Origin of the sequence: Bulleidia sp. HCP3S3_C9, assembly GCF_052064035.1 — a bacterium.
GTDB lineage: Bacteria > Bacillota_I > Bacilli_A > Erysipelotrichales > Erysipelotrichaceae > Bulleidia.
Map to the genome: position 1 here is coordinate 1 of NZ_JBQHWJ010000168.1, position 300 is coordinate 300.

Annotated in this window: 1 protein-coding gene; it reads left to right on the forward strand. The window is 39.3% G+C overall.

Annotated elements, in window-relative coordinates:
• Positions 1 to 24: 24 nt before the first annotated feature.
• On the forward strand, positions 25 to 300 hold a 276-nt coding region (locus ACTND6_RS11280), incomplete at its 3' end, for a hypothetical protein (protein ID WP_441045134.1).

The following is a 300-nucleotide window of genomic DNA, read 5'->3' on the forward strand; positions in this document are numbered from 1 at the left end:
AGGCGCATAGCTGTCCGTACTTCTATGACGGATAATCAGAAATTGATATTTGCGAATACAAAACATGGAACCATGCGTATTGTCTATAAAGGCAGCAAGATAGTTGCTCAAATCGTATATGAGGTTAATGAACCTGAATATACTGACGATGGCAGTGCCATGGGTGTTGACCTTGGTATTAAATGTCCAGCGGTATCATATACATCTGATGGCAGCGTTAAGTTCTATGGCAATGGCCGTAAAAATAAATATATGCGCAGGCATTATAAATATCTTCGCAAGAAACTAGGCAAAGCTAAA